Annotated in this window: 27 protein-coding genes; 21 read left to right on the top strand and 6 right to left on the bottom strand. The window is 35.7% G+C overall.

The genetic code is table 11. The features are described 5' to 3' along the window. Nucleotides 1-152 precede the first annotated feature (152 nt). Nucleotides 153-1,019 carry a formate/nitrite transporter family protein gene (locus CVS93_RS04975; protein WP_107686803.1) on the top strand — a complete coding sequence of 289 codons (867 nt, stop codon included), beginning with the start codon at nucleotides 153-155 and terminating at the stop codon, nucleotides 1,017-1,019. Nucleotides 1,020-1,099: 80 nt separating this feature from the next. On the opposite strand, the gene CVS93_RS04970 is transcribed toward CVS93_RS04975, so the two are convergent. Next, a complete protein-coding gene (locus CVS93_RS04970) occupies nucleotides 1,100-1,738 on the bottom strand; it encodes a Crp/Fnr family transcriptional regulator (protein ID WP_107686802.1) in 639 nt (212 codons plus the stop codon). 148 nt (nucleotides 1,739-1,886) lie between these two features. Next, nucleotides 1,887-2,300: an acyl-CoA thioesterase gene (locus CVS93_RS04965; RefSeq protein WP_021091795.1), complete on the bottom strand. Its 414-nt coding sequence runs from the start codon at nucleotides 2,298-2,300 to the stop codon at nucleotides 1,887-1,889. Between the two features lie 90 nt (nucleotides 2,301-2,390). Between CVS93_RS04965 and ciaB the strand changes: the two genes are divergently transcribed. Together ciaB and CVS93_RS04955 are read left to right on the top strand one after the other, a co-directional pair. Beyond that, entirely contained in the window at nucleotides 2,391-4,232 is a 1,842-nt protein-coding gene (gene ciaB, locus CVS93_RS04960) for an invasion protein CiaB (protein WP_107686801.1), read from the top strand. A 534-nt stretch (nucleotides 4,233-4,766) separates the two neighbouring features. Beyond that, nucleotides 4,767-6,569: a putative bifunctional diguanylate cyclase/phosphodiesterase gene (locus tag CVS93_RS04955; protein ID WP_234400093.1), complete on the top strand. Its 1,803-nt coding sequence runs from the start codon at nucleotides 4,767-4,769 to the stop codon at nucleotides 6,567-6,569. Here CVS93_RS04955 and CVS93_RS04950 read toward each other — a convergent pair. Then, nucleotides 6,562-7,101: a hypothetical protein gene (locus tag CVS93_RS04950; RefSeq protein ID WP_107686799.1), complete on the bottom strand. Its 540-nt coding sequence runs from the start codon at nucleotides 7,099-7,101 to the stop codon at nucleotides 6,562-6,564. The genes CVS93_RS04955 and CVS93_RS04950 overlap by 8 nt on opposite strands. Before the next feature lie 373 nt (nucleotides 7,102-7,474). Here CVS93_RS04950 and CVS93_RS04945 point away from each other — a divergent pair, with 373 nt between their 5' ends. Beyond that, entirely contained in the window at nucleotides 7,475-9,547 is a 2,073-nt protein-coding gene (locus CVS93_RS04945) for a GGDEF domain-containing protein (protein ID WP_234400092.1), read from the top strand. Here the strand turns inward: CVS93_RS04945 and CVS93_RS04940 are convergent. Next, on the bottom strand, nucleotides 9,544-9,732 hold the full coding sequence (locus CVS93_RS04940; RefSeq protein WP_021091806.1) for a hypothetical protein: 189 nt from the start codon (nucleotides 9,730-9,732) through the stop codon (nucleotides 9,544-9,546). The genes CVS93_RS04945 and CVS93_RS04940 overlap by 4 nt on opposite strands. Nucleotides 9,733-9,861: 129 nt before the next feature. On the opposite strand from CVS93_RS04940, the gene CVS93_RS04935 reads away from it, so the two are divergent. Both CVS93_RS04935 and CVS93_RS04930 read left to right on the top strand, forming a co-directional pair. After that, nucleotides 9,862-10,557 (top strand): dUTP diphosphatase, encoded by a 696-nt coding sequence (locus tag CVS93_RS04935; protein ID WP_087586115.1) that lies wholly within the window; start codon nucleotides 9,862-9,864, stop codon nucleotides 10,555-10,557. Then, on the top strand, nucleotides 10,554-11,294 hold the full coding sequence (locus CVS93_RS04930; protein ID WP_107686797.1) for an EI24 domain-containing protein: 741 nt from the start codon (nucleotides 10,554-10,556) through the stop codon (nucleotides 11,292-11,294). The genes CVS93_RS04935 and CVS93_RS04930 overlap by 4 nt, the downstream gene beginning before the upstream one ends. An 18-nt stretch (nucleotides 11,295-11,312) precedes the next feature. Here CVS93_RS04930 and CVS93_RS04925 read toward each other — a convergent pair whose 3' ends face one another. Continuing rightward, entirely contained in the window at nucleotides 11,313-11,834 is a 522-nt protein-coding gene (locus tag CVS93_RS04925; RefSeq protein WP_107686796.1) for an ATP/GTP-binding protein, read from the bottom strand. Between the two features lie 84 nt (nucleotides 11,835-11,918). Between CVS93_RS04925 and CVS93_RS04920 the strand changes: the two genes are divergently transcribed. The 15 genes from CVS93_RS04920 (at nucleotide 11,919) to CVS93_RS04850 (ending at nucleotide 23,361) form a co-directional block, all read left to right on the top strand. Continuing rightward, nucleotides 11,919-12,287 (top strand): L-arabinose ABC transporter, encoded by a 369-nt coding sequence (locus tag CVS93_RS04920; RefSeq protein WP_234400091.1) that lies wholly within the window; start codon nucleotides 11,919-11,921, stop codon nucleotides 12,285-12,287. Further along, the gene (locus CVS93_RS04915; RefSeq protein ID WP_107686795.1) at nucleotides 12,288-12,707 is read left to right on the top strand and encodes a pyridoxamine 5'-phosphate oxidase family protein; all 420 of its coding nucleotides are present in this window, start codon (nucleotides 12,288-12,290) and stop codon (nucleotides 12,705-12,707) included. It begins immediately after the preceding gene. A gap of 58 nt (nucleotides 12,708-12,765) precedes the next feature. Continuing rightward, a complete protein-coding gene (gene fabG / locus CVS93_RS04910) occupies nucleotides 12,766-13,509 on the top strand; it encodes a 3-oxoacyl-ACP reductase FabG (RefSeq protein ID WP_107686794.1) in 744 nt (247 codons plus the stop codon). A gap of 86 nt (nucleotides 13,510-13,595) precedes the next feature. Beyond that, nucleotides 13,596-13,829 carry an acyl carrier protein gene (gene acpP, locus CVS93_RS04905; protein WP_021091725.1) on the top strand — a complete coding sequence of 78 codons (234 nt, stop codon included), beginning with the start codon at nucleotides 13,596-13,598 and terminating at the stop codon, nucleotides 13,827-13,829. Between the two features lie 34 nt (nucleotides 13,830-13,863). Next, nucleotides 13,864-15,075: a beta-ketoacyl-ACP synthase II gene (locus CVS93_RS04900; RefSeq protein WP_084041941.1), complete on the top strand. Its 1,212-nt coding sequence runs from the start codon at nucleotides 13,864-13,866 to the stop codon at nucleotides 15,073-15,075. Nucleotide 15,076: 1 nt separating this feature from the next. Further along, nucleotides 15,077-16,012, top strand: a complete 936-nt coding sequence (gene accA, locus CVS93_RS04895; protein WP_107686793.1) for an acetyl-CoA carboxylase carboxyl transferase subunit alpha — start codon at nucleotides 15,077-15,079, stop codon at nucleotides 16,010-16,012. Nucleotides 16,013-16,203: 191 nt separating this feature from the next. Then, complete coding sequence (locus CVS93_RS04890; RefSeq protein ID WP_107686792.1) at nucleotides 16,204-17,058, top strand: CbrC family protein; 855 nt, start codon at nucleotides 16,204-16,206, stop codon at nucleotides 17,056-17,058. After that, nucleotides 17,048-17,920 carry a YwqG family protein gene (locus tag CVS93_RS04885; protein WP_234400098.1) on the top strand — a complete coding sequence of 291 codons (873 nt, stop codon included), beginning with the start codon at nucleotides 17,048-17,050 and terminating at the stop codon, nucleotides 17,918-17,920. The genes CVS93_RS04890 and CVS93_RS04885 overlap by 11 nt, the downstream gene beginning before the upstream one ends. 214 nt (nucleotides 17,921-18,134) lie before the next feature. Next, complete coding sequence (locus tag CVS93_RS04880; RefSeq protein WP_107686790.1) at nucleotides 18,135-18,749, top strand: riboflavin synthase; 615 nt, start codon at nucleotides 18,135-18,137, stop codon at nucleotides 18,747-18,749. A 10-nt stretch (nucleotides 18,750-18,759) separates the two neighbouring features. Next, nucleotides 18,760-19,491, top strand: a complete 732-nt coding sequence (pgeF, locus tag CVS93_RS04875) for a peptidoglycan editing factor PgeF (RefSeq protein WP_107686789.1) — start codon at nucleotides 18,760-18,762, stop codon at nucleotides 19,489-19,491. 155 nt (nucleotides 19,492-19,646) lie between these two features. Continuing rightward, nucleotides 19,647-20,426, top strand: a complete 780-nt coding sequence (locus CVS93_RS04870) for a DUF4198 domain-containing protein (RefSeq protein WP_107686788.1) — start codon at nucleotides 19,647-19,649, stop codon at nucleotides 20,424-20,426. Nucleotides 20,427-20,503: 77 nt separating this feature from the next. Beyond that, nucleotides 20,504-20,719: an acetyltransferase gene (locus CVS93_RS04865; protein ID WP_107686787.1), complete on the top strand. Its 216-nt coding sequence runs from the start codon at nucleotides 20,504-20,506 to the stop codon at nucleotides 20,717-20,719. Between the two features lie 145 nt (nucleotides 20,720-20,864). After that, a complete protein-coding gene (gene rpsB / locus CVS93_RS04860) occupies nucleotides 20,865-21,653 on the top strand; it encodes a 30S ribosomal protein S2 (RefSeq protein WP_002941277.1) in 789 nt (262 codons plus the stop codon). After that, nucleotides 21,653-22,717 carry a translation elongation factor Ts gene (gene tsf / locus CVS93_RS04855; protein WP_107686786.1) on the top strand — a complete coding sequence of 355 codons (1,065 nt, stop codon included), beginning with the start codon at nucleotides 21,653-21,655 and terminating at the stop codon, nucleotides 22,715-22,717. Before rpsB ends, tsf begins: the two co-directional genes overlap by 1 nt. Further along, a complete protein-coding gene (locus CVS93_RS04850) occupies nucleotides 22,717-23,361 on the top strand; it encodes an ABC transporter ATP-binding protein (protein ID WP_107686785.1) in 645 nt (214 codons plus the stop codon). Before tsf ends, CVS93_RS04850 begins: the two co-directional genes overlap by 1 nt. Nucleotides 23,362-23,835: 474 nt before the next feature. Here the strand turns inward: CVS93_RS04850 and CVS93_RS09745 are convergent, their stop codons facing one another. After that, nucleotides 23,836-24,045, bottom strand: coding sequence for a hypothetical protein (locus CVS93_RS09745; RefSeq protein ID WP_234400090.1), 210 nt, complete (start codon nucleotides 24,043-24,045; stop codon nucleotides 23,836-23,838). Between the last annotated feature and the right edge of the window lie 14 nt (nucleotides 24,046-24,059).

Genomic DNA, 24,059 nt, shown 5'->3' with positions numbered 1-24,059 from the left:
GCTAAATTTAGTCTTTTTGGTTGCTAAAGGCAAAATTTTGCTTTTAATTGTGAGCAGCAATCTTGGCTTTTAGTGATTTTGCAAAGTGTTAAACTTTGGTCGCAAAAACGAGTTTGGCTCATTTGCGAGATTGAAAATAAAAGGAGAATGTGATGTTAAATCCGGCAGAAACTGCACAAGCGGTCTCAAGCTCTATGGAGCATAAAGCTCATATGCCACTTGCAAGTATTATTTTTCTTGCTATCATGGCTGGTGCTGCTATTGCTATGGGTGATATTTTTTGGGCTCACTCGACAGTTGGTATGGCTGAAAATCAGTCTATTGGTCTTTCAAATTTTATCGGCGGTATCACATTTAGCTGTGGTCTTATGATGGTTGTCTTTTATGGCGGACATCTTTTTACAAGCTCTGTTTTAAGCGGCGTTAGCGCATATGAAGGAAAGCTAAAACTAGGTAAGACTATCGGATACTGGGCTATCGTTTGGATATTTAACTTTGTTGGCGGCGCATTGATTGCGTATATGTACTACTACTCAGGCTTGCCACTAAAGTATGATGGCTACATCTTGCAGCACTTTATACCAGCTGGTATTGGCAAGATCACAGCACCATTTCATGAGCTATTTATCCGCGGAATTTTTTGTAACGTCTTTGTTTGTATGTCTATTTGGACTGCGACAAGTGAGAGCAATCTATCTGGTAAATTCTTTGCCATTATGTGGATGATCGGCGCATTTGTGGCTTGCTCAATGGAGCACTGCGTGGCAAATATGTTCATAATCACTGAAGCCATCATCTCAAAAGCTCACTATATATCAGCAAATGGCGGAGATATCGCTGCTGCGGCTGCAGCTTTAGGACATGGCATTACGGCTGAAAAACTAGAAGTTTTAAACTGGGGAAATTTTATCGGTAAAAACTTAGTTCCAGTTACACTTGGTAATATCTGCGGCGGACTTTTCTTTGTTGGTTTAGTTGGCTTTATGGCAAATAAATTCGATATGAAGAAAAAAGCTTAAAAATTTTTAGTCTTTGCTTCTTGGCAAAGACTATTCCTCTAAGGCTACTTTTTGCTAGCCATTATAAAAATTTTTGATTTTTAGTTTGTGTAACTTTTGAGCTTTTCGTAATCTATTATTAAAAACTCATGTGGCGTTATTTTTCTTATGATGTCGTTTTTTATAAGCTCATTAAATGCAGTTGAAGCACTTTGCCTTTTAAGCCCCACAAAGCTTGAGAGCACTTTTAGAGAAAATGGTAAAAAGAGGTAATGATAGCCATTTTGCTTTAGATCTTGCTCGCGTGCAAGTTCGATTAAAAAATTTGCAATCCTGCCTTTTGCATCTTCAAAAAGTATTGATTTTATGATCTGACGTTGCACAATAATGGCGTTTAACGCCGCTTTTAAAATTTCATCTACAACATTTACATTTGATAAAATTTCACTTATTTCGCTTAAGTTTATGGAGTAAATTTTTGCGTCTTCTAAAATTTCAAAAGCACAATTATCATCAAGAACAGCGATGTTATTTGCTTCCAAACGGTAAAGAATAAATTCTTCCCCATCTTCAAAAAACGAAAGCTTTGCACAGCCGCTTTTTAAAATGATGATTTTGATCTCTTCTGCGTAAATGATGCTTGTTTTTGGAAGGTTTTTGTACTCAAATTTATCAAGCTCGGATTGAGTTAGGATATCTAAAATTTGTGTTTGCAAAAGACCTAAACGTGATTTTTTCATTTTTCTCCCAAAAAATGTATAGAGCCTGATTTTACTTCACAAAGCATTTAAAGAAGTTGAAAAATATTGCTTTTAGTTTAAGAATTTCAATAATTTTTAAAAGTAGTATTAATTTTTTAATTTGGTTGCATAAATCGCAACCAAATTTTTAAAATCCATGAAGCTGTTTCAGCTTCTCATCGATTGGCTTTTTAAGTCCATCTTTCGTCACGCTTACGTAAGTTGCAGTAGCGCTTGTAACGTGTATAGTTTCTCTATATCCGCCCGGATTTAGCCTAAGAGCGGTTACTTCTATTTGCGTTGTTATCGAGGTTTTACCAACAGAGATAATTTTAGCATAGCAGCTTAGCACATCGCCAACAAAGACAGGTTGTTTGAAAATGATCTCTTTCATAGAAATGGTCACAACGCGTTCAGGAGAAATTTCTCTAGCAGCCTGAGCACCTGCAAGGTCGATCTGACTCATTATCCAGCCACCAAAAATATTTCCAGCCGAGTTTGTATCTTTTGGTAGCATGACTTGTTTTATGCGCGGCTCACCAAAATCTTTTAAAATATCCATTTTTTGCCTTTTAGATGTTAAAATTTTTGGTTGATTGTAGCAAATTTTAATGGCTTTATGCTAAAATCCTGCAACTTTAGGGGATAAAATATGAACGATTTTAAAAGATTAAACGAACTTACAAAAGAGCAAAAAAAGAAGTTAAATGCTATTTATAAAAATTTAGACGATGATATCATAAACGAGGCTGTTAAAATTTGTGCTCTTGCTGGCACACCAAGCCAAAAACTAGCCCTTGCAAGAAGGATAGTAGATCTTAAAGTTGATCCGCTTCAAAATGAGCTAAAAAAGCTAAATTTAGGCGAAGATGAGCAAAAACGAGTGCTAAATTTAATGTATGGCTACGTTAGAAATTTATATGAAAACCTGCACGCCAAGCTTTTAGAAAAGGCCAAAGAAGAGAAAATTTTAGATCAGTTTAATCAAGCCTTTGTGCAGGCTATGCACGAGCTTGGACTTAGTCTAAATGCGTGGCAAATTTCATGGCAGGATCGTATTATCGACACTACAAACAAAGAGTTTGAGGCTAAATTTAAAGATTTAAGCCAGGCAAATGAGTTTATCACTAAAAACGCTTTATTTCAGTGTGATAGTAACGGCGTAAGGGCTGATAGAACGTATGGCGTGGTAGTAAAAGAAGGCGAGAAATTTAGCTTTTTACCTTACGCACTTGCTTTTAAAGATGAGGTGAGAGAGCTTAAAAGCGTCTTTGCTAAAAATCTTGAAATTTTAAGAAATTTAGCCAAAAATGACGAGCAAAAATCTTATGTCAAATACCTTGAAAAGCTACAAAATGCCTTTTGTGAAGAAGATAATACAAAGGTGATAAACGCTTGGCAAGAGGCTGAGATAGCGTGGATGGATGTAAAAGGTGCGCTTCAGCCAGGCCATCCGCTAGAGTACTACGAGGATGCCTACACGCACGCAGTCGCGCTTGAGTGGGACATCAGACTTGTTGATAGCGAGGGCATAGATGAGCTTAAATTTAAAGAAAAAGTGGCAAAAACTTATAAAAGCGTTTGCGAAAAGGTCAAATTTGATAACGCCGAGACAAATAAGGCAGTTAGTGAAAATATCGCTAGAACGCAGCTTTATATAAGCGTGCCGATGATCTATTACGCAGCGGAGCTAAACGGACTTTTTAGCGCTCAAGTCGTGCCAAACGATGAGAGTGTGAGTGCAAAATGTGGTAAGAAAATTTTTGCCTTTGTAAATCACGTCTATGAGGGAGCAAAGGCAAAGCCTTTTATGAAGCTTGGGGCTGAAATTTTTAGCAAGGAATTTTTAGATTTTGGTAGAGAGATTTTATTTTTAAAGCCAAAAATTTGGAAAAAAGTCTATGAAATCTCAACGATCGGCCATGAGTTTGGACACATCCTCTTTATCGGGCTTGATACTGAGATGATGATGAATAAAAGTGGCGTCTTTAAATTTATAGAAGAGTATAAGGCGACGACTGGTGGGTTAGTAAATTTTTTCTTGCACGAAGAGGCGGAGTATAAAATGGCCGTTTTTCATGAGCTAATAGCTCGTGCTGTTGGGCTTATCGCGTGGCGAAAGGTCGATGAGGTGAGGGCTTATTACTGCGAGGGACTCATACATCTTAGCTTGCTTTTTAGGGCTGGCGTGCTTAAATTTGATGGCAAACTAAGCGTGGATATGAGCGAGCAAGCTTACGCTAAATTTAAAGAAATTTGCTTAGAAAACTACTACGATCTAGCGCAAACATACGCTAAAAAAGATGATGCGAGCACATTTTTGGAGAAATTTTGCCAAAAAGATGAACTAAGCTATTTGCCAAAAGATGAAGAGTGTAAGAAATTTGTTGAGCATTTTTACGCTAGATACGAAGCTATCGGCAACGACGTCGATGATAGTGGTGAGTGGCAAAGATGGCAAAGTTTAGCCAAAAAGGCAGAGAAAGATATATAAAGACGGAACATGATAAGTAAAATAAGCAACGAAAATCAAGTATCTTTTGTATTTATGTTGATACTTTTTTGTGTATATGTTGTTAGTTATTTTATTGCTAGTGGTTTTTATGAAGACATAATTACTACTCTATTTGATTTTATGATCACATTATTTATCTTTTTAAAGCTAAAAGAGACAAGAAATTTAAAAACATATTGGATATATATATTACTAGGCCTTACTTGCTGGGTAGCATCAGATACTATGTGGATGCTATATGATAAGGTTGATTTTCTTAAACAATTTCTTTCTAAAGTCAATTTTATACAAATCTCATACGTAGTTTCATATTTTATGTTTGCATTTTCTGCTTTTTACATTTTGATTAAAAATTTGAAAAATTTATTTTTAATGCAAGTATTTGTGGACTCAGTCTCTATTTCCGCAATATATTTTAGTTTTATGTGGTTTATGATTTTTAATAGAAATTTAACTCAAGTTTTAAGTCAAAAAGATTTTTTTAATCTAAGTTACATTGCCATAGATTTATTTATGTTTTGTACTTCATTTGTTGCGTTTTTTTCACTTAAATTTTCAAAAAGAAGACTATCTATACTTTTATGCTTGATAGCGCTTATTGTAATAAGCACTTATGACATTTTTACCACTACAATAGATTTTTGGATAGATGAAATATCCTTTTCTGGATACGACATTGTATTTAAGAGTTCATTTTTTATGTTGTTTGTTGCTACGCTTCATTTAAGAGAGGGCGAGGCAAATCTAAAATTTAGGGCGCTCAGAAACGATTTTGATAAAATTTTAATACAAAAGCTATTTGTTTTTGCCGTATTTTTGACGATCATGATCTTGTACTCTTGGAAGATAAATTTGACATGGTTATTTTCTATTTTAGTTACTTTGCTTGCATACGGGGCATTATCTTATACATTTTCTAATGTTAGAAAGATGGATATTTTAATTAAACGTGAAATACATATCAAAAAAGTGTTAAATAATCAGATAGAAAGTAAAGTAAAAGAGCTTGAAGAGACAAATAAACACCTACAAAGGATCAGTAAATATGATTATTTGACAAATGCTCTAAATCGCCAGTATTTTATCGCAAGGCTTGAAGAGATGATAAAGTCAAAGGCACTTGGCGAGAAGATAGATATTTATAGTATTGATATAAACCATTTTAAAGCGATAAATGACTCGTATGGGCATTATATCGGCGATGATGTAATAGCAAAGTTTGCTTCAAATATTGAGTCAATATTGCCACCAAATGATTCTTTATTTACAAGGTCTGGCGGAGATGACTTTATCGTTGTTATCAAGCAAAACGAAAATGTACATTGCAGGGAATTTTTGCATTATCTACTAAAAGCTATTTCAGAGCCAATCGTTATAGATGATTATAAAATTGTACTTGATGCGAAAATAGGGATTAGCTCGACACAAACTAGTGAAATTTTGGCTGATGATTTTATCATGCAATCAGAAGCAGCACTAGAAGCAGCAAAAAAAGATGCGTCTGAAAAGTACGTTTTTTATAGTGATATAAAAAGCATAATTCAGGATAGAAACTATATAGAAATATTGCTAAATAGCATAAGCTTTGATGAAGAATTTGAGCTAAAGTTTCAGCCTCAGTATCTAATAGAAGGTAAAAAAATAGTAGGAGCAGAGGCTCTTGTTAGGTGGAACTCTCCTATAAAAGGTCCGGTGGATCAATCAAAATTTATCCCAATAGCCGAACAAAGCTCTATTATCAATGCGATAGGAAAATGGGTAGCAAAAAATGCTATAAAACAAATGGCCTTTTGGAATGAGAAATATAATACAAACCTAAAAATAGGCATAAATATCTCTCCAAAACAGATTGATAATATAAATTTTGCATCTAAATTTTTAAGCTATATAGATAGATACGGCATCGATCCATCTTGTGTAGATGTTGAGATCACAGAAGCCAGCCTTATTAATGCCGAAGAGATGATGCAAAGTGCATTATCTGAGCTTTCTAATAGAGGAATTTGCATATCCATAGATGATTTTGGTACCGGTTTTTCATCGATGAGTTATATCAAAAAATATCCTATGGGTCGCCTAAAGATCGCTAAAGAGCTGATAGATAATATTGCTATAAATGATATAGATAAAGACGTGGTAAAAAGCGTTATAGCTTTGGCTAAAAATGTGGAGCTAAAGACTATTGCTGAAGGCGTCGAAGATGAAACCCAGCTTAAAATTTTAAGAGAGCTTGGATGCGATGAGGTGCAAGGGTATCTTTGGGGCAAGCCAATGAGTGCAGAGGATTTTGAAAAACTTATAATAAGCGCTATTTAAGCACACTCTTTGCGCTAAAATTTTCAAATTTCAAAATATCTTTATCACAAAGTTTGGCCAGCTCATTTATCATTTTTGAGCTAGCTTCATCTTTTGGGATTATTAGATGAATTTTTTCTTCTAAAAAAATGATAAAAATATTTTTGAGTTCATAAATTTCACTAACTTCATTTAGGTCAAATTTTTCATTTTCTTTGGGTTCGTTTTCATAATAAGCCAGAAATTTCTCATTTACTTCAAAATTCATTTGCTTTTGAACGCCTGAAATTTCAATTCTCTTTAATGCAGCTATACGACTTCTTTTTAAAAAAATAGGATAAAAAATGATCCAAAATATAGCAAAAACAGCTCCGATAATAGTAAAAATTTTACTTTTTAATAGCATATCAGCAACAAAACCAGCTATGATGGCTTCAGTAAATATCATAAAAGTGTTTATAAAATACTGCTTTCTTGCCGCCTTTGAGAAAAATAAGATAAAAGATTTATAATCTATTAAATTTTGTCCATTTATGACGATATTGCACTTCATAAGATACCTTTGTGAATTTTAAAATTTTTGGGAAATTATAACCAAAAGCAAAGTCAATTTTTGTATAATTTGGACTATTTCTTAGGAGAGGGACACTATTTTTTTAATATCAAAATCATCTATAACTGGCATGCGAAAATGGATCTTAGTTGCAGTTGTAGCACTATTCGTATTTGCACTATTAGCATCTTTACTAGACTATAATCTAATTGGAAAAATATCTATTTTGCTTAGTTTCTTTATGATAACTTTTGGCATTTATACTTCAATGGATAAAGTAAAAACCAAAATAACGCATTGGCTTGCAATATGTTTTGGTGTTTTTTTATGGTCCATTTGTGATGCATTAATGGTGTTAAATCAAGATGTACTATTGCGGGCTCATAGTTCTTACGCGTATCTTGATGTGTTTTTTATGTTGCCGATGATATCTATTTTAACTGGCGTTAGTATATTTTTGTATTCAAAATTTGCAGCCAGTCAAGAGAAACTAGCCATCATTATGGATAGCATAAGTGTCTTTTTTTTAATAGTAATTTTAATATATGGTATTTTTGACGAAATAGATATTTCATCAATGATAAATAATAGATCAAATATTGTTTTTCTCTCTATTGTAGCCATAAATTTTCTTATACTTTTTATTACTTTAAGTGAGATTTTTACAAGCAGTTTGCTTCATATAAAAATTAGCGGCTTTTACCTTATATCGGCTAGTATTTTATTTACGATGCTAAATTTATTTATTTTTTATAGCCAGATCTCAAATGTAATTTTTGGCCATAAAATAGATTTTTTATATATCGTTCCTTTCTTTTTCTTGATGATAGGAGCTTTTCATTTAAAAGCCAAAAACGAATATGTTACAAATACCGATAAAGATATCTCAATAGGATCAAAATGGCTACCAATAATAATAGTTTTACCTTTGCTATTACAAGAAGATCTAACATCTTTTAGTACACTCATCTCACTATTTATCTTGGTTGTAAACGCTATTGTTAATTACTACGTTAAAAGCTCTATTGCAAGTAGAAAAATATTAGATTTTGAGAGAAATCTTCATAGAGAGATGGAAAAGTCGATGCATGAGCGAACTAATGAACTTATGCTCGCAAATTTAAGACTTCAAGATATGTCTGAGAAGGACTATTTGACAGATCTTGGCAATAGAAATTTTATAGTAAATGAGCTTGAAAGAATGTGCAAAAGCATCTCTGAAGATGAGGAAATCGCGGTTTATTATATAAATTTAAGCCGTTTTAAAAGCATAAATACATCTTACGGGCACGAAATAGGCGATAGAATTTTAAAATTAGTTGCAAAAAGGATACTTGAAGTTTGCAATAGACAAGAGGCCATAGCAAGGATTAGTGCGGACGAATTTATCGTACTAGCAAAAATGGAGATAAATAGTCATACAAAACGCTTAAATCTTGGTATTGCCTTAAAAGATGCTATTGAAAAGCCAATTCAAATAGATAGATATCACTTTGGACTTAAGTGCATAATAGGCATAGACGTAGCAACAAAAAATAGCACGGCAAATCCAAGAAATATTATAAAAAATGCAGATATGGCAATGTATTATGCCAAGAAAAATCCAGCTTTAAATCCTATGGTTTATAGCGATAAAATTAGCAATGAAATGCACCTAAGCTCAAGTATCGAGATCGCGCTTAAAAAAGCTAATTTGCAAGAAGACCTTCATGTATATTTTCAACCAATATTTGATCTAAAAATTGAAAAAATGATCTACGCAGAGGTTTTTTTATATTGGAAATCAGAAAAATTTGGCTTGATGGAAGCAGGCAAATTTATGAAAGAGGTCAATGTAAATAGCGATATTTTAAATGATATTTGCTCACTTTTAGTTTCAAAGACCATAGAGTATGTAGATAGATGGCAAAAAGAAAAACTCTTGATACCAAAAATAAGTATAAATGTTGCACAGACTCAAAGTAAATCAGAAAAATTTGTTTTAGACTTTGTTTCTAGCTTACGCTCTCACCATATAAATCCAGAGCTTTTTGAAATAGAATTTGGCGAAGAAATATGGACAAATAATTCTAAAACGCTCGATAAAATTTTTTCTATTCTTAAAGAAAATAATATAGATGTTTGCATAGATAATTTTGGCTCTGGATATACTTCATTTATTTATATTAGAAAATACGGTGTTAAGCGTATAAAAATAGCAAGTGAATTTGTTGCTCAAGCATCAAATAGCAAAATAGATGCACAAATCGTATCTGCAATTATAGATTTAGCAAAGGCAATGAAGATAAAAGTTGGCGCAAAAGGCGTAGAAAAAGAAGAAGATATTCATTTCTTAAAAGAGCTTGATTGTAATGAAGTGCAAGGACTTTTCTTATCTCGTCCTATGAGTGCAGAAGAATTTGAAGACCTTGTAAGACAAGATCCTCAAATGATAGCTAAAGTTTAAATTTCAGCCTTTATCTCTTCGTTTGATTTTACGACCATGCCTGAGCCATGGATCACGCTTGGAACACAACTGGTGCAGATATCAACTTCTTCGCCATTTTTATGAGCGTGGATAAAAACTGCATTTGTATCATCGCTGCTTTTTAGTCCGCAAACATTGCAAACCACTAGATCTTTTTCTCTCATTTTTTCTCCTTTGAAATTTTTGCTTATTTTAGCTCCTAAATTTTATACATAAAATGATTTAAGTCAAGCTTGTCTCGTGGCATTTAATAATTTTTTGTTATAATCCTTTAAAATTTTTAAAGGCCTAAAATGAATGAAAGAACGATTATTTTAGAGATGTTAAAGATGCAGCAAAGCCTAAATGATGAGACAAATGGGCTTGGCTGGGAAAATGGTTATACTAATAAAAATAAATTAATTAGCTGGAAGCGCTGCATATATATGGAGTGCGCTGAGCTAATCGATAGCTTTGCATGGAAACACTGGAAGAGCATCGATGCTAAGACTGATGAACAAAATTTGCGCATAGAAGTTGTTGATATCTGGCACTTTATAATGAGTCTGGCTTTGCAAATTTATAAATCAAAACAGCTTGGAGATATAGAAACTTTAGCTGATGATATTTGCCAATCAAGTGGTTTTAGTGAGTTTTGCAAAGAGCCCTTAAGGATCGAAGACGAGAGCATTTATGAGATAATGAATGATGTCGAGATGCTTATACATGAGTGTAGTGGGTTTGACTACGATATATTTGATATTTTAAAAATTTACTTCTCTATGTCTTTAAAATGTGGCGTAAATTTATACTCGCTTTATGAGTGCTACATCGCCAAAAACGTGCTAAATCGCTTCCGCCAAAATAATGGCTATAAAGAAGGCAGCTATAAGAAAAATTGGAACGGACGCGAAGATAATGAAGTGATGAGTGAAATTTTGTCAAATGGCGTTAGTAAGATAGGTGAAATTTACGCAGCACTTGAGCACGAGTATAAAAAGGTGAAATGATAAATCTTCTTCGCCTTGGCTTTAAAGATTTTTTTACAGCCAAATTTATAGCGCTATCCATCTTGCCACTTTTTCTTAGTATCGCTAGCCTTGCTTGGCTTACGATTTGGGGAGGTGGCGAGATCTTTGACCTTTTAAGCGATGGGGCGAATAGCGGCGACTACGGATTTATAGAGTCAAATTCAACGCTCTCATCGTATGCTGTTAAAATTTTAAACTTTAGCGCTACAAAATGGATTATAAGCATACTTTTTTACGTTTTAAGCACCTTTTTAACGATAATTATCAGCATAATAATCGCCCTAATCGTAGCCGGCTTTTTAACTCCAGTTGTGGCCAAAGAGATAAACAAAAGGCACTACAACTACGTGCTTAAAAGCGAGGCTAGCACAGCTAGAGTGCTAAAGGTGATGATGATTGAGATCATGAAATTTTTTGGGATATTGCTCATCTGCCTACCGCTTTTGTTTGTGCCGTTTGTAAATTTTTTCATCATCAACGTGCCGTTTTTTTATATCTACTACAAACTTTTACTGATAGACGTTGGCTCAAACACTCTTGATAGTGATAAATTTGAGCTAGCACTGCTTGAAGGTGGCGGGATAAAATTTATAGCTTTTACACTTTTGTTTTATCTCATCTCGCTTGTGCCGCTTGTTGGGCTATTTTTTCAGCTTTATTTTGTGATAGTTTTGTCGCATCTCTTTTTTGAGAGAGAGGCACTTATAAAAATTTAGAGCCAAAAAGCTCTAAATTTATGCGTAGTAAGATACTTTTTTGCTCTCATCAAGCAAGGTGTCAAATAGCCTTTTTGCCGCACTTAGTAGGTTTTTATTTGCATCATTTTTAGCTAAAAGTTCGTCAAACATTTTTAGCATATTATCATTTATGAAATTTTTATGATCCAGATCTTTTGCGTCAGGAAGCATCTGCTTGATCTTGTTTGAAAGCTCGCTTATGCTTTGGCTACTACCCGCGATCTTGTCGCCCTCTTTGACATTTTTCATAAATTCATCAACTTGCGGGCGAATTTGCTTCATCGCCTCTTCGATCTCTTTCATATCTTGCTCGTCTATGCCGTTTCCTTTATATAAAAACTCATAGCCGTATTCGTGCGTGAGAGTAAGACTTCTTTGGCTAGAAGTGCCATTTTTCTGGCTGGAAAATTCCAAACTTTTGTTGTCATACATCGAAAAGCTTATCTCATCGCCTGAGCTAGTTTTCATCGAAAAGCTCATGTTGTTGTAGCTTCCTTGAGAGTAAAAATTTGTTTGCATTTTTAAATCCTTTTGAGGCTAAATCGGCAAATTTTTAATTTCATAAAGCAAAATTTTGTAAAATGCGTCAAAAAAGGACGGGCGATGTGTTGTTTTGGGACTAGGATCTTTTTGCTGATGCTTATCACTGTTTTAAGCTTCGTTTTTGCTAAGCTTTACCCTGTTTTACCGGTCGTTGGCTACTACTTGATACTTGCAAATTTGCTTGCCATTTTTATGTTTTCACTATTTTTTAAAGGGCTTTTGCCAAGCTTCGTAAAGGTAAATGCGATCCACTATTTTTCGCTAATTGGTGGCTTTATCGGGGTATTTTTAACAATGCTTGCTTTTAAAAAGGTTGCAAAAGATAAATTTACTTTAATAGAGCTCATTATTTTTACGCTTTGGGTGCTAATAATCGCCATAGTTATCTTTAAATTTCAAGCCATTCTTGATATTTTTAGGGGAATTTAGATGGATGAGAGGATAGTTAAATTTCTAAAAAAGATGCATCTCGCAAGTGTCTGCGCCATTGATGATGATGGTCAGCCTTACGCTTTTAGCGCGTTTTACGCCTTTGACGAGCTAAATTTTAGCCTTTTGTTAGCTAGCTCTGATGATAGCTCACATGTTAAATTTTTAAAAAACTCAAAGCTTGTTGCTGGTACGGTCGCTCTTGATACAAAGATCGTTGGCAAGATAGAGGGCGTACAGTTTCAAGGAGTGATGAGCGAGGCTAGCGCAAGTGAGCGAGAAATTTACTTTAAAAGATTTTTTTATGCAAAAGCAATGGATCCAAAAATTTGGTGTATAAGCCTTGAAAAACTAAAATTTACAAGTAATGTTCTTGGTTTCGGCAAAAAGATAAAGTGGGAAAGAAACGATAAAATTTAGACGTTAAGCTTATATAAGCTACAATCAGTGAAAAATTAGAAAAAAATAAGGAGAATTTATGAAATTTAGCGGAAAAAACGTACTAATAACAGGCGCAAGTAGAGGTATTGGTGCACAAATCGCAAAGACGCTTGCAAATATGGGCTTAAAAGTGTGGATAAACTACCGCTCAAAGCCTGAGATAGCAGACGCTTTGCAGGCTGAGATCGAGCAAAATGGCGGCAAGGCTGCAGTGATAAAATTTGACGCAACTGACGAAGATGAGTTTATAAAAGGTATAAATTTGATAGTTGATAGCGACGGCGAGCTAAGCTACCTTGTAAATAACGCTGGCATCACAAACGATAAGATAGCGCTTCGCATGAAAACTAGCGAATTTACAGATGTGATAAATGCAAATTTAACTTCAGCTTTCATAGGATGCAGGGAGGCTTTAAAAGTGATGAGCAAAAAGCGCTTTGGAGCGGTCGTAAACGTCGCATCTATCGTTGGCGAGATGGGAAATGCTGGACAGGTGAATTATTCAGCCAGCAAGGGTGGACTAATCGCCATGAGCAAGAGCTTTGCAAAAGAGGGCGCAAGTAGAAATATCCGCTTTAATAGCGTAACTCCTGGTTTTATTGAGACTGATATGACGCATGGACTAAGCGATGAGGTGAAGAAAACTTATAGCGATAACATTCCGCTAAAACGTTTTGGTAGCGCTAGCGAGGTGGCTGAGGCAGTGGCGTTTTTACTAAGTGATCACGCAAGCTACGTAACTGGCGAGACGCTAAAAATAAACGGCGGACTTTATATGTAATGAAATTTCAACAAGTTTTGAAATTTAAAATAAATAAAAGCGTAAATATTATAAGATAACAGACATTTTTTATAAGGAGACCTTAAATGGCAGTATTTGAAGACGTAAGAGACGTAGTTGTAGAGCAACTAAGCGTAGATCCACAAGCAGTAAAATTAGAGTCTAAAATCATTGAGGATTTAGGCGCTGATTCACTTGACGTTGTAGAGCTAGTTATGGCTTTAGAAGAGAAATTTGAAGTAGAAATTCCTGATAGCGAAGCAGAGAAATTAATAAGCATTCAAGACGTTGTAAATTATATAGAAAAACTAGGTAAATAATTAAAATTTACACAGTTTGATTTAAGGAGATGTATTGAAACGAGTCGTTGTAACTGGTATAGGCATGATAAACGCACTTGGTCTTGATAAAGAGAGCTCTTTTAAGGCTATTTGTGAGGGTAAAACAGGTGTGAAAGAGATTACAAGCTTTGATGTAAGTGACTTTCCTGTTAAAATTGCTGCCGAAATAACTGATTTTGATCCAAATAGCATTTTAGACGGCAAAGAGGTGAAAAAAGTAGATCGTTTCATACAGCTTGGTATAAAAGCATCTAATGAAGCTATGGCTGATGCAAATTTTAAAGAGTTTGATGCTCATAAATTTGGCGTTAGCTCGGCAGCTGGCATAGGTGGTTTGCCAAATATTGAGAAAAACTCGATTACATATTTTGAAAAAGGTGTAAAGAGAATCTCACCATTTTTTATTCCATCGGCACTTGTAAATATGTTAGGTGGCATAGTTTCTATAAATCACGGACTTAAGGGTCCAAATTTGTCTAGCGTAACAGCATGTGCAGCAAGCACTCATGCGATATCGCAAGCTGCAAAATGCATTATGATCGGTCAAGCGACAAATATGTTAGTTATCGGTGCTGAGTCTACTATTTGTGGTGTAGGCATAGGTGGCTTTGCAGCAATGAAAGCTCTCTCAACTAGAAATGATGAACCAAGTAAGGCGTCAAGGCCATTTGACGCAAATCGTGATGGTTTTGTAATGGGTGAAGGAGCCGGTGCGCTTGTACTTGAAGAGTATGAGTCAGCTATTGCAAGAGGTGCTAAAATTTATGCTGAAGTGGTTGGATTTGGTGAGAGCGGAGATGCACACCATATCACATCACCAACACTTGAAGGCCCATTAAGTGCGATGAAACAAGCACTTGATATGGCAAAAGGTGTAAAGATAGATTATGTAAATGCGCATGGTACTTCAACACCTGTAAATGATAAGAATGAGACTGCGGCACTAAAAGCAGTTTTTGGTGATAAATGTCCACCAGTTAGCTCAACAAAAGGTCAAACCGGACACTGTCTAGGTGGTGCTGGTGCGATCGAGGCTGTTATATCTATAATGGCAATGAGAGACGGCATTATCCCTCCAACAATAAACTACGAAACTCCTGATCCAGAGTGCGATCTAGACTACGTTCCAAATAAAGCTAGAAAAGCTGATATAAAAGCTGTTATGAGTAACTCATTTGGCTTTGGCGGCACGAATGGTGTCGTGATATTTAAAAAGTTGGATTAAGATGTCAAATTATTTAGATTTTGAAAAGAGCATAAAGCAAATTGATGAAGACATAGCAAATGCTAAGATCAGAGGCGATGAACATGCTGTTGAAATTTTAAATAAAAACCTATCTAAAGAAATCTCAAAAGTATATAAAAATTTAAACGAATATCAACGTTTACAACTTGCTCGTCATCCAGATAGACCATATTCTATTGATTATATTAATGCGTTTTTGATTGATGGATATGAGATTCATGGAGATAGAGCATTTAGAGATGATCCAGCAATAGTTTGCTACATCGGCTATATCGGAGGCAAAAAGACTGTCGTTATAGGCGAGCAAAAAGGCCGTGGCACTAAAAACAAATTAAGAAGAAATTTTGGTATGCCTCATCCTGAGGGTTATCGCAAAGCTCTTAGAGTTGCAAAAATGGCTGAGAAATTTAATCTACCTATTTTATTTCTCATAGACACTCCAGGCGCATATCCAGGTATTGGAGCTGAAGAGCGAGGGCAAAGTGAAGCCATAGCTAGAAATTTGTTTGAGTTTGCAAATTTAAAAACTCCAATAATTGCTGTTGTCATAGGCGAAGGTGGAAGTGGTGGCGCTTTAGCTATTGGTGTGGCTGATAGACTTGCCATGATGAAAAATTCTGTATTTTCAGTTATATCACCAGAAGGCTGTGCAGCAATACTTTGGAATGATCCAGCTAAACAAGAACAAGCTACAAAATCTATGAAAATAACAGCTGATGATTTAAAAAGTCTATCACTGATTGATGCTGTTATAGATGAGCCAATAAATGGAGCTCATAGAGATAAAGATGGTGCTGCAAAAGCACTTGCAAATTATTTTATCTCAGAGCTAGCTGAGCTTGAAAAGCTTGATATAAATGATCTTGTAGCAAAAAGAATAGAAAAAATTCTCTCTATCGGAGCATTTGAAGAATAAATTTATAGTCACAACAATTTTATAAGAATACTTATCAAATTTGTTTGTGGCATCATCTACTAAAATACTAAAACAATTTAAAAATCAATATAAATTTAATCGCTTTAACAGCCATAATTTTATACTAGCTTTTATATCTTTAAGATTTAAACACTAAAATTGTTAATATCAAATCTACATAAAGAGTATTAATGAATAAATTTCAAGAAAAATATATCACTCTTTCAAAAGAATATTATAAAAATAATGACAATGCTTCTAGTATTGAGGCACTCTATGAGTTTAAAGAAGAGTTGGAAAACTGTGATGACATTTGCGCAAAGTATGTTTTAGTCGATGTTTATCAGCTTTTATCTATGAGAAAGAGTGCTTACGACTTACTTTTAAAAATACATGACAAAAGTGATAAAAAGCAGCTAAAGGCACTTGGCTATCTAGTGCAATTCATTGACGAAAATGATAAATGGGCGCTGCCTCGCCCAAAAAGTAGAGATCAAATTTTGGCTCAAGAAGATAAAGCCTCCACACTACCAAAATTTATCTATCATCCCAATCCTTTAAAAACTGGCGCATTTAAAGATGATATGAATATAGTGTGTGAGTGCTGCGGCAAAGATACTGAAGTTTATTATAACGGTAGCATTTATTGCGAGAAAGATATTTCGTATCTTTGTCCTACTTGTATTTCTAGCGGTATGGCTGCTAAGAAATTTGATGCTACGTTTGTGCAAGATGCTGATAAGCTATCTACAAATGATATTAAAAAGGATGACGAACTCTTTAGAAGAACCCCGGGCTACGAGAGCTGGCAGGGTGAGCATTGGATAGTTTGTTGTGATGATTATTGCGAATTTTTAGGTGACGTTGGCACAAAAGAGCTCGAAGAAATGGGCATAGCAGACGAGGTCTTTGAGGACTATGTAAAAAGAGCCGAATATGACGATAAAATGCTACGCGAATATCTTGTTAAAGCTGGCGATATTGCCGGATATTTATTTCGTTGTTTGCATTGTAAGAAGTATCATATATACGTTGATGCTTGTTAAAGATGAAAATATGGATATTGCAAAAATTTCTAAAGGTTGTAAAGAGCGTGGGCTGGATGAACTTTTTAAACTTTTATCGCCACTAGCAAAAAATGCCATAAGGATAGATGCGCAAGCTAAAAATGACGATGATATTGCCGTTGGAGCGTCTAAATTTGGCGGCTCGCCAGATCTGCCAGATGGTTTATCGTGGCCGTTAAATGAAAATGGCGCTTTAAGTTTTGTGGCACAGATAAATTTTGCTGAAGCTAGCAAATTTGACATTGACTCACTACTGCCAAAAAGCGGAATGCTCTATCTCTTTTATGATAGAAATTTGCGTGTTTGGGGCTATGATCCTGCCGATAAAAACGGCTTTGCAGTGATCTTTTCTGATGTAAATCATGGGCCACTTTCTCGTAGGAGAGCGGAGAGTTTAGAGGGAGAGAATTCTATATTTAACGCACGCTTGCTTAGCTTTGAAAATGAGATAAATTTGCCAAATTTACAAAGCTCAATTGTGCCATTTAGTAAAATTAGTGAAGCTGAGTGGGAGGCCTATCGTGAGGTTATTGAGCCAAGCTGGCAGGCTAAAGCAAATAAGCTCCTTGGACACTCTGATAATGTCCAAGATGGCATGGAGCTAGAGTGTGAGCTGGTTGCAAATGGACTTAGTTGTGGTGATGGTAGCGCTTATCACCACCCAAGAATAGCGGAATTTGAGAAAAATTCTGCCCAGTGGCAACTGCTTTTACAGATAGATAGTGATGATGAGGGCGACATGGACTGGGACGGAGAGGGCAGAATTTATCTATGGATAAAGAGGGATGATCTGGTAGCACGAGATTTTAGCAAGACGTGGCTAATTTTGCAAACGAGCTAAGACTGCTAAATTTATAAAAAATAAAAAACTAAAATTTGTAGAGAATTTATACTAGAGTTACCCAATAAATTTTTATCAGCATTCTTGGTGTGATTACCAAAGATTCACCGCCATTTCTGCCACTATCTACTTAAATATATAAAATAACCAAAGATGCTAATGTCCAAATTTAGGCAAAATTTAGTAAAATCCTTAAAAAATTTAAAGGCAAAATATGTTTAATGGCTTGATTCGTGAGATCGCACAGGTTGTTAGTTATTCACAAAATATTTTAAGGCTAAAGGCAAATTTTCGTCCAAATTTAGGCGATAGCATTGCCGTAAATGGCGCTTGCCTGAGCGTAATAAAACTACATGAAGATGGCTTTAGTGTGGAGCTAAGCGCAGAGAGTAGGGCAAATATCGCGGTTGAAAATTTAAAAGAAAGAGTGCATATTGAGCCAGCGATGAAGCTAGGAGACCGAGTAGATGGTCATTTGATGCAAGGACATATCGATTTTATCGGTAAAATTTCAAATATCAAAAAGAATGAGAACGGGGTTGATTTTTATATCGACCTGCCGCGCGATGCTATGAGCTTGATGCCAAATAAAGGCTCGGTGGGCGTCGAGGGCGTGAGTCTAACCATAAATGAAATTTTGCCAAAAGGCATAAGACTCACAATCATACCAATCACATTTAGAGATAGCCTTTTTGGCACTTTTAAGGTCGGCAGGCGCGTAAATATCGAAAGTGATCTTTTGGCTCGATACGTAGCTAGGCAGCTTTTTTGCAAGCAAGATAGCGGCCTTAGCTGGGACGAGGTCGAGAGAATTTCAAGCCTCTACTAAGCGAGCGAAGATGCGTGAAAATTTAGAGATCGTTTTTGATAAAAATGGCGTATTAGCCGGTTTTACAAATAGATTTGGTGGTGTGAGTGAGAGAGCTTTTGAGAGCTTAAATCTAGCAGATCATGTTGGCGATGATCCGCTAAAGGTCGCACAAAATCGTGAAATTTTAACAACGGCGCTTGGCATTATGCCTATTAATTTAAAATTTATGAGCCAAATCCACTCAAATCGAGTGGAAATTTTGCAAGATTTTAACGATGATCTACCTCCATGCGATGGTGTGATAACATCATTAAAAGGCGTGGCGCTTTGCGTCTTAGTCGCGGACTGTGCGCCTGTTTTGATAATAGATGAACATCTTGGCGTAGTCGCAGCTGTGCATGCAGGACGTGCAGGTGTTACTAGTAAAATTTGCACAAATGCGGTAGGACTGATGACGAGTGAGTTTGGCTGCTGTGCTAATAATTTACGCGTATTTATAGGCGCAAATATCAAAGTGCAAAATTACGAAGTAGGCAAGCTAGATCTTGGTGAATTTAACCGATATAAAAATGATGGAAAATTTGATATAAACGCAGCTTTATTGGACGAATTTACTAAGCTTGGAGTAGAGCAAATATCAATAGATCCTCGTTGTACTTTTGAGAGAGATGAATTATTCTCATACCGCAAACAGAGTAGGACCGGGCGTTTTTGCGGATTTGTGATGAATAGAGTTGCATCAATAAATACTAAAAAATAAAAGCAAATTTTTAGCTTCATTACTTGCCTGTTAAAATTTGCCAGCTAAATTGTATTGAACGTTTTGATATTTAATTTGATCTAAAAAATGGCTAAATATAATAATTTTTAGCTACAATTTGACATCGAATCTCAAAAATAACAACAAGGAAAATCATGAAAATAGGTAAAATTTTGACCGCCATTATGTTAACAGGAGCCTTTTATATGGCGCAAGCACACATGTTTTGGGTAGATGGAGCTAATGATGAAAAGCTAGGAAAATTTATCGTAAATATGGGTTATAGCGATGATTTTCCAAAGCTAGAGCCTATTATGGCCGAACGCATCCATCTTTTTGCGCCAATTACCGTAATAAGTAAAGATGGTAGTAAAAAGAAGCTTACACAAAGTGGCGAGAACTACCGCTACGAGGGTGAAAGATTAGACAAAGGTACATATATCTTACTGGCACAGCAAAATCCTATGTATTCGCTTAAAAAGCGTAGTGATGGCAAGTGGTTAATAGACAAAACTAAGCTTGATCTAAAGGATCTAAGCGATATACAGATTTGCCGGCTGATGACGATAACATCTAAGAGAGTCTTAAATTTAGGTGAAATAGATGGCTTCGTAACTAAACCTGTTGGAGTTAAAATCGAGATCGTACCGCTACAAAACCCAGCGGAATTTAGAGTGGATAAGCCTTTTAAATTGCAGGTTTTCGCTGATGGAAAGCCGCTAGAGCGAGTTAAGCTAACTGGTACTTTCGCTGGATTTTTAGACCATAAGCACGCATTTTACGGTATGACAGATGAGCAAGGCATCACTGAAGTGTTAGCTCTAAGACCAGGATTTTGGGTATTTGAGGTGATTTATGAAAGATCTTATCCAGATGCTGCGAAGTGTGACAAAGAGACGTTAAAAACGACACTTAGTTTTGAGATAAAAGAATAAAAGTTTGATATAAATTTGAATCCGAATTTATTATAAATTTTTTATAATCGCTTTGTAATTTTGAAAGTAGAGAAAGAATGTCTTACGAAAATTTTAAATCAAAAAATCCTCTTGTGCTAAAAATCACTATAAACGCAAGAAAATTTGGCATAGAAACGCTACAAAACGAGGAGTTTGTAAGCATTCTTTTAAATGTTAAGAAGCTTGAAATTTCATCCGAACAAAGGCAAGCAATGGCAGAAATTTTTGCTAAGTTAATAAAAATCGAAGAAGACTCACAATTAAGTAAATAAACTTTAGTTTAAATTCATATTATTTTAAGTATAATCCCCCTTTATTTCACACACGACAATCCTAAATTTGGTTGTGCGAAAGCATTAATGGTCGTGGAGGATAAAACTAAATTCAAGGCAAAATGCCTAAAACAAGGAGAAACTCATGGTAACTATGAGAGATTTATTAGAGTGTGGCGTACATTTTGGTCACCAAACACGCCGCTGGAATCCAAAGATGAAAAAATTTATCTTTGGCGAGAGAAAAGGTATCTATATTATAGATCTACAAAAGACTATCCGCTACTTCCGCTACACTTACAACATCGTTCGTGACGCAGCTGCTGAAGGCAAGTCAGTACTATTTGTAGGCACTAAAAAACAAGCTATCGACGCTATAAAAGAGTATGCTGAAAAATGTGGAATGCCTTATGTAAATCACCGCTGGTTAGGTGGTATGATGACAAACTTTGGTACCATCCGCCAATCTATCCGCAAACTAGAAGTCATCGAAACTATGGAAGAAGATGGTTCGATAAATTTACTAACTAAAAAAGAGGCATTGATGCTTCGCCGCAAAAAAGAGAAACTTATCGCGACTCTTGGCGGTATCCGCAATATGAAAAGCCTACCTGATATGATATTTGTCGTTGATACAGTTAAAGAAAAGATCGCTGTTCAAGAAGCAAATCGTTTAAAAATTCCAGTTGTAGCACCTATTGATACAAACTGCGATCCTGATGTTGTTGATTATCCGATCCCAGGAAACGACGATGCGATTCGCTCTGTTCAGCTTTTCTGCCAAGAGATGGCTGAAGCTATCAACGAAGGTAAATCACTTCTTGAGCAAGATGGTGGTGAGCAAGCTGCTGGCGAAGAAGTAAGCCAAGATGAGAAAGACGCAGTTGTAGCTGAGGCTATGAGTGAAGAAGACTTTGGCGAGGACGAAGAGTAATGGAAATAACTGCACAAATGGTAAAAGAGCTCCGCGAATCAACCGGAGCTGGTATGATGGACTGCAAAAAGGCACTTGGCGAAGCAAATGGCGATATGGAAAAAGCTGTTGACATCCTTCGTGAAAAAGGCCTAGGCCAAGCTGCTAAAAAGGCTGACCGCCTTGCAAGCGAAGGCTTGGTAAGTGTTGAAGTTTGCTCAAAATGCAAAAAAGCAACTATTAGTGAGATCAACTCTGAGACTGACTTCGTTGCTAGAAACCCACAGTTTCAAGCACTTGCAAAAGATGCAACAGCTCACATCCAATCAAGCGGCATAAAAACAGTTGAAGAGCTAAATGCGAGCACTTTAAATGGTGTTAAATTTGAAGATTACTTCAAAACTCAGATTGCAACCATCGGAGAAAATCTTGTAGTGCGCCGCTTTGAGACTATTAGCGCTGATGATAAGGGCGTGGTAAATGGCTATGTTCACTCAAATGGTCGTGTTGGTGTACTTATCGGTGCAGCTTGCGAAAGCGCTGAAGTTGCAAACAAAGCAGCTGATTTTATAAGAAATTTATGTATGCATGCAGCCGCTATGAAGCCAAGCGTTATAAGCTACAAAGACCTTGATAAAGAGTTTGTTGAGAAAGAATTTATAGCACTTCGCGCTGAACTTGAAAAAGACAATGAAGAGCTAAAACGCCTAGGCAAGCCACTTCATCACATTCCTGAGTATGCTAGTCGCTGCCAAATAGGCGAGGCAGAGCTTGCAAAAGCTACAAAAGAGATCGAAGAAGAGCTAAAAGCTGAGGGCAAACCTGAGAAAATTTGGGACAAGATTATCCCTGGCAAGATCGAGAGATTTTATGCTGACAACACAGTGCTTGACCAACGTCTTACACTTTTAGGTCAGTTTTATGTAATGGACGATAAAAAGACTATCGAACAAGTTATCGAAGAGAAGAGCAAAGAGCTTGGCGGCAAGATCGAGATCGTAAAATACGTTCGTTTCGAGCTTGGTGAAGGCTTAGAGAAAAAAGTAGATGACTTTGCTGCAGAAGTTGCTGCTCAAATAGGCTAATGGAAATTTTAAGAGCGTCTAATCTAGGCTTTGCGTATGATTATACGCTCTTTAATAATATAAATTTAACTCTCAATCAAAAACAAAGCATCGCGATAACCGGCGTTAGCGGTTGTGGCAAATCAACGCTTTTACACATACTTTCAACACTTTTAAAACCAAATTTTGGTGAGGTCATCTATCAAGATAGATTGATCTATGAGCTTTCTCAAAACGAGCTTTTGGCCATTAGAAGGCTTCATTTTGGCATTATTTTCCAGTCACACTACCTTTTTAAAGGCTTTAGTGCTTACGAAAATATCGAGCTTGCTAGTATCTTATCTGGTGAAAATATAGAAAAAAATGATCTTGCATCGCTTAAAATTTTAAATGTGATAAATCAAAAAGTTGGTGAGCTAAGCGGTGGTCAGCAGCAACGCGTTAGTATCGCTAGAGTGCTTACCAAAAAGCCAAAGATCATCTTTGCAGACGAGCCAACGGGTAACCTTGACAAACAAACAGCAAATGAAGTGATGCAAGTTTTATTTGACTATGTAAATGAAAATAGCGCTGCCCTTGTGCTAGTTACTCATGACAACGATCTAGCAGCTAAATGCGACAACTCATACAAACTCGAGAACAAAGAGCTTGTGCAAATTTCTTAAATTTTAAAAATTAAAATTTATTATTTTATCTTTTAGCATGTTTATAAATTTAGTCAGTTAGATTTGTCTATATTTTTATAATATAAATTTATATTAAAAAGCTTTACACAAGAAGCAGAATCAGGCAAGCTTAAATTGCTTGCCTAATAATAGAAAGTTTATACTTATCCAGCCATACCGCCAGCTGGTTTTTGAGCGTCTTTATCGATTTTTTGTTTTAAAAATTCCTCTTCCTCTTTTGTAGGTTTATATTCATCTTTGAAGAATTTTTTCTTAACATTGATTTTTTACTCTAGCATCTTCTTCTCATAATTTTTATATGTTGGCTTCCAATATTCAAGGTAAATTCTAAAGCCAGCGCTATATCCTGCATCATAGTGGTAGCTTACACATTTTAGCTCTTTACCACTGCCAAGAAGTTTTTATAGTGGGCGTGCATCTTTTGAGCTTGTGCTGATATTTTATTGCTACCTATCATATTTGTATGGCAGCTAGTGCAGCCATCGTCAATTTGCTAGGATTATCGCCTTGATTTTGATGGCAATCAATGCAATCAAAGCTTAGATATTCGTAATGAGGCTTTAGCTTATGCTTAGCTCTTAGCTCGTCAGAAACTACTATCTTTGTAATATTTAGATCGCTCTTTGGTATGTCAGTACTAATTCTATTAAGATAAATTAACAATAGACTAAAATTCG

Origin of the sequence: Campylobacter concisus, from assembly GCF_003048535.1 — a bacterium.
Taxonomy (GTDB): Bacteria; Campylobacterota; Campylobacteria; order Campylobacterales; family Campylobacteraceae; genus Campylobacter_A; species Campylobacter_A concisus_S.
Note: the sequence above shows the minus strand (reverse complement) of the source record. Positions and strands in the feature narration are given on the sequence as shown.

Excerpts from the sequence above, each read along its gene's own strand:
- CVS93_RS04975 (WP_107686803.1), top strand. The coding sequence starts at position 153 with ATGTTAAATCCGGCAGAAACTGCACAAGCGGTCTCAAGCTCTATGGAG.
- CVS93_RS04970 (WP_107686802.1), bottom strand. The coding sequence starts at position 1,738 with ATGAAAAAATCACGTTTAGGTCTTTTGCAAACACAAATTTTAGATATC.
- CVS93_RS04965 (WP_021091795.1), bottom strand. The coding sequence starts at position 2,300 with ATGGATATTTTAAAAGATTTTGGTGAGCCGCGCATAAAACAAGTCATG.
- ciaB (WP_107686801.1), top strand. The coding sequence starts at position 2,391 with ATGAACGATTTTAAAAGATTAAACGAACTTACAAAAGAGCAAAAAAAG.
- CVS93_RS04955 (WP_234400093.1), top strand. The coding sequence starts at position 4,767 with ATGTTTTGTACTTCATTTGTTGCGTTTTTTTCACTTAAATTTTCAAAA.
- CVS93_RS04950 (WP_107686799.1), bottom strand. The coding sequence starts at position 7,101 with ATGAAGTGCAATATCGTCATAAATGGACAAAATTTAATAGATTATAAA.
- CVS93_RS04940 (WP_021091806.1), bottom strand. The coding sequence starts at position 9,732 with ATGAGAGAAAAAGATCTAGTGGTTTGCAATGTTTGCGGACTAAAAAGC.
- CVS93_RS04935 (WP_087586115.1), top strand. The coding sequence starts at position 9,862 with ATGAATGAAAGAACGATTATTTTAGAGATGTTAAAGATGCAGCAAAGC.
- CVS93_RS04930 (WP_107686797.1), top strand. The coding sequence starts at position 10,554 with ATGATAAATCTTCTTCGCCTTGGCTTTAAAGATTTTTTTACAGCCAAA.
- CVS93_RS04925 (WP_107686796.1), bottom strand. The coding sequence starts at position 11,834 with ATGCAAACAAATTTTTACTCTCAAGGAAGCTACAACAACATGAGCTTT.
- CVS93_RS04920 (WP_234400091.1), top strand. The coding sequence starts at position 11,919 with ATGTGTTGTTTTGGGACTAGGATCTTTTTGCTGATGCTTATCACTGTT.
- CVS93_RS04915 (WP_107686795.1), top strand. The coding sequence starts at position 12,288 with ATGGATGAGAGGATAGTTAAATTTCTAAAAAAGATGCATCTCGCAAGT.
- fabG (WP_107686794.1), top strand. The coding sequence starts at position 12,766 with ATGAAATTTAGCGGAAAAAACGTACTAATAACAGGCGCAAGTAGAGGT.
- acpP (WP_021091725.1), top strand. The coding sequence starts at position 13,596 with ATGGCAGTATTTGAAGACGTAAGAGACGTAGTTGTAGAGCAACTAAGC.
- accA (WP_107686793.1), top strand. The coding sequence starts at position 15,077 with ATGTCAAATTATTTAGATTTTGAAAAGAGCATAAAGCAAATTGATGAA.
- CVS93_RS04890 (WP_107686792.1), top strand. The coding sequence starts at position 16,204 with ATGAATAAATTTCAAGAAAAATATATCACTCTTTCAAAAGAATATTAT.
- CVS93_RS04885 (WP_234400098.1), top strand. The coding sequence starts at position 17,048 with ATGCTTGTTAAAGATGAAAATATGGATATTGCAAAAATTTCTAAAGGT.
- CVS93_RS04880 (WP_107686790.1), top strand. The coding sequence starts at position 18,135 with ATGTTTAATGGCTTGATTCGTGAGATCGCACAGGTTGTTAGTTATTCA.
- pgeF (WP_107686789.1), top strand. The coding sequence starts at position 18,760 with ATGCGTGAAAATTTAGAGATCGTTTTTGATAAAAATGGCGTATTAGCC.
- CVS93_RS04870 (WP_107686788.1), top strand. The coding sequence starts at position 19,647 with ATGAAAATAGGTAAAATTTTGACCGCCATTATGTTAACAGGAGCCTTT.
- CVS93_RS04865 (WP_107686787.1), top strand. The coding sequence starts at position 20,504 with ATGTCTTACGAAAATTTTAAATCAAAAAATCCTCTTGTGCTAAAAATC.
- rpsB (WP_002941277.1), top strand. The coding sequence starts at position 20,865 with ATGGTAACTATGAGAGATTTATTAGAGTGTGGCGTACATTTTGGTCAC.
- tsf (WP_107686786.1), top strand. The coding sequence starts at position 21,653 with ATGGAAATAACTGCACAAATGGTAAAAGAGCTCCGCGAATCAACCGGA.
- CVS93_RS04850 (WP_107686785.1), top strand. The coding sequence starts at position 22,717 with ATGGAAATTTTAAGAGCGTCTAATCTAGGCTTTGCGTATGATTATACG.